We start from the raw sequence: 3,009 nt of genomic DNA on the forward strand, positions 1-3,009 counted from the left end.
ACTTGAAGAGCGTGGCAAGGGCGATGGAAGAAGGGAGGGCAGAGGCAGTCGAGTTTTCAGACGACGAATACGCGCAGGTGCTGCAGGCCATTGCAGACGACAGCGAAGGCACGCTCTTGCGCTAGGCTTTGCCAAGCCCGGATACGATAAGGTCCAGCTTTTTTGAAAGCCCTTCCAGGTTTTCAGGCAGGAAAGGGGCCGCGTAGATGATGTGCGTGTATTGCGCCCTGCTGCTGGTCTTCATGACAAAGTGCGGTATGCAGGATATCTTTACCGCGTACTCGCTTGCGTCAGGGTTTGCCCATATTTCAAAGACGGGGATCTTTGCTATGGGCAGTTGACGGCACGCGGATATATCTGGCGCAAGCCCACGGGCGGCGATATAATTGAAGATATTAGCCACTATCCACTATCATTTTATTATCCGACGGTTTTAGCCTGTGCATGGCAGGCGGCAACGTCCTGGTTATAGGGTCAGGAGGCAGGGAGCACGCGCTCGGGTGGAAACTGTCGCAGAGCACCCACGTAAAAAAAGTGTATTTTGCCCCGGGGAACGGGGGGACGCCTGAAAACGTCAACGTCAGGCAGAACGACGTCGAGGGGCTCGTCGCGTTTGCAAAAAAACTGCCGGACTGCCTGACGGTGGTGGGCCCGGAAGAGTCGCTTTCGCTAGGGGTCGTCGACGCCTTTGAAAAGGAGGGGCTGCGCATTTTTGGCCCGACAAAAGAGGCGGCAATGCTGGAGAGCAGCAAGGTCTTTGCCAAAGAGTTCATGAAAAAGGCGGGCATACACACCGCCGAGTTTGCAACTTTTGCCGACGCCGCAAGTGCCATTGACTATATCAAAAAACAGGACAGGCCGCTGGTCGTCAAGGCAGACGGGCTGGCGGCGGGCAAGGGCGTCATGGTGTGCGACAGCGCCCGGCAGGCCATTGACGCGGTGGAAAAGATAATGGTCGACAAAGAGTTTGGGCCGGCCGGCGGCAGGGTCGTAGTCGAGGAGCGCCTGTCAGGCGAGGAGGCGTCGTTCATTGCCATATGCGACGGCAGGGACATCGTCCCGCTTGCGTCGTCGCAGGACCACAAGCGCGTGTTTGACGGCGACAAGGGGCCCAACACCGGCGGCATGGGCGCGTACTCGCCCGCTCCGGTCGTCGACGGGCAGCTCCATGACAAGATAATGAAGCGCGTGATGGAGCCGGTGGTAAAAGAGATGCAAGGACGCGGCACGCCGTTCAAGGGGTTCCTGTACGCAGGCATCATGGTAAACGAGAGCACGGGCGAGCCTTGCGTCCTTGAATTCAACGCCCGCATGGGCGACCCCGAGTGCCAGCCAATCATGATGCGGATGGAGTCTGACTTGTACGAATATGTCGACGCGGCAATTGAAGGCAGGCTGGGCAGGATGCCCCCGATAAGGTGGAAGGACAAGGTGGCAGTGTGCGTCATAATGGCTTCAAAGGGCTATCCCGGCAGCTACAAAAAAGGCGAGGCCATAGAGGGGCTTGACTCGGTTTTTGACGCGGAGGTGTTCCACGCAGGGACTGCCCGCGACCAGCAGGGGCGCGTCGTGACAAACGGGGGCAGGGTGCTGGGCGTGACTGGCATCGGCAGCGACGCAAGGCAAGCCATAGACAGCGCCTATTCTGCCGTCAGAAAGATCCGCTGGGGCGAAAACGGCCACTATTACAGGACAGACATTGCAAGGCGCGCAATGCGCTAGAGGTAGGATATCCCGCTTTCCGTGGCGACAGCCGCAATGCGCCTGTCAAACCGGCCCCTTGGCAATTCGTCAAGTATCTGAAACGAGTAGGCAAGCCCCATCGAAAAGGAATGCTGCATCGACAAAAACCGGTCGTAATAGCCTTTGCCATAGCCCACCCTGTAGCCCTTCAGGTCAAAGGCGACCCCCGGCACTATTACGAGGTCGATGCCGTCCACCGGCGTCGTCGGCCTGGGCTCCATGATGCCAAACTTGCCCTCGACGAGGCCGCCGGCAAGCTCATAAAAGACCATCCTGTCGCCTTCGGTCCGGGGCAGCGCCACCTTTTTGCCCTGCCTTATTGCAGCGTCAATTATCATGTTTGTGCGGACCTCAGAGCCGGCGGCATGATATGCGCCTATGACCTTGGCATGCGCAAATTCCTTGCTTGCAATGACGTGCCCCTGTACGAGCCGGCTCTGCTCTTCGACCTGCCCTGTTGCAAGCGAGTTGCGCCGCTCCAGCATCTGCCGGCGTATCTTTTGCTTTGCCTTGCGCGCGTCGGCCAGCTATAATAGCCCCCGCGAGGCGGACGCCGCAGCAGCAACCGTGTTTTTCATGAGCATCGCGATGGTCATCGGGCCGACGCCGCCGGGCACGGGCGTTATCCACGATGCCTTTTCCTTAACGGATGCAAAGTCGACGTCACCCGCAAGCTTGCCGTCGTGCCTGCTCGTACCGACGTCTATTACGACCGCGCCTTCCTTTACCATGTCGGCCGTGAGCGTAAAGCGATCGCGGTTGCCGATTGCAGTTATCACAAGGTCGGCGTCGCGCAGCTTTTCCTTCAAGTCCTTCGTCTTTGAATGGCAGACAGTCACGGTGGCGTTGCGCTCCAGGAGCATGAACACGAGGGGCTTGCCGACGAGGTTGCTCCTGTTGACAATTGTGGCGTCCATCCCCGCCACGTCGATATTGTAATAGTCGAGAAGTTCCATGACGCCGGAAGGCGTGCACGGTTTCAGGGAGGCCATGCCGTTCTGCAGCATGCCTGCGCTGTAGGGCGTCAGGCCATCGACGTCCTTTAGCGGGCTGAGCGCGTTGATGATTGTAAACTCGTCGATGTGTTTGGGCAGCGGCAGCTGCACGAGGATGCCGTGGACCTCGGGGTCGCGGTTTAACGACTGGACGAGATCCAGGAGCTCTTGCTGCGCAATGGACGCCGACAGCCGGTGGTCGCGGGTGGCTATTCCGAGTTCCTTTGCGGTCTTTTGCTTGCTGCTGACATAGGTGGCAGAAGAGGGGTCG

General features: G+C 58.8%; 4 protein-coding genes. 1 reads left to right on the forward strand and 3 read right to left on the reverse strand.

Translation table 11 applies throughout. The features are described 5' to 3' along the window. Window positions 1-121: 121 nt before the first annotated feature. A complete protein-coding gene (locus ACREAY_RS10980; protein ID WP_431755813.1) occupies window positions 122-403 on the reverse strand; it encodes a hypothetical protein in 282 nt (93 codons plus the stop codon). A gap of 41 nt (window positions 404-444) precedes the next feature. On the opposite strand from ACREAY_RS10980, the gene purD reads away from it, so the two are divergent. Then, window positions 445-1,722, forward strand: coding sequence for a phosphoribosylamine--glycine ligase (purD, locus tag ACREAY_RS10985; RefSeq protein WP_431755814.1), 1,278 nt, complete (start codon window positions 445-447; stop codon window positions 1,720-1,722). Here purD and ACREAY_RS10990 read toward each other — a convergent pair. Then, window positions 1,719-2,270, reverse strand: coding sequence for a 5-formyltetrahydrofolate cyclo-ligase (locus ACREAY_RS10990; protein ID WP_431755816.1), 552 nt, complete (start codon window positions 2,268-2,270; stop codon window positions 1,719-1,721). The two genes, purD and ACREAY_RS10990, sit on opposite strands and share 4 nt — an antisense overlap. Then, window positions 2,271-3,009, reverse strand: a 739-nt coding sequence (locus ACREAY_RS10995; protein WP_431755815.1) for a bifunctional 5,10-methylenetetrahydrofolate dehydrogenase/5,10-methenyltetrahydrofolate cyclohydrolase, incomplete at its 5' end; no start/stop codon positions are given.

The organism is Nitrososphaera sp. (assembly GCF_050748925.1).
Taxonomy (GTDB): Archaea; Thermoproteota; Nitrososphaeria; order Nitrososphaerales; family Nitrososphaeraceae; genus Nitrososphaera.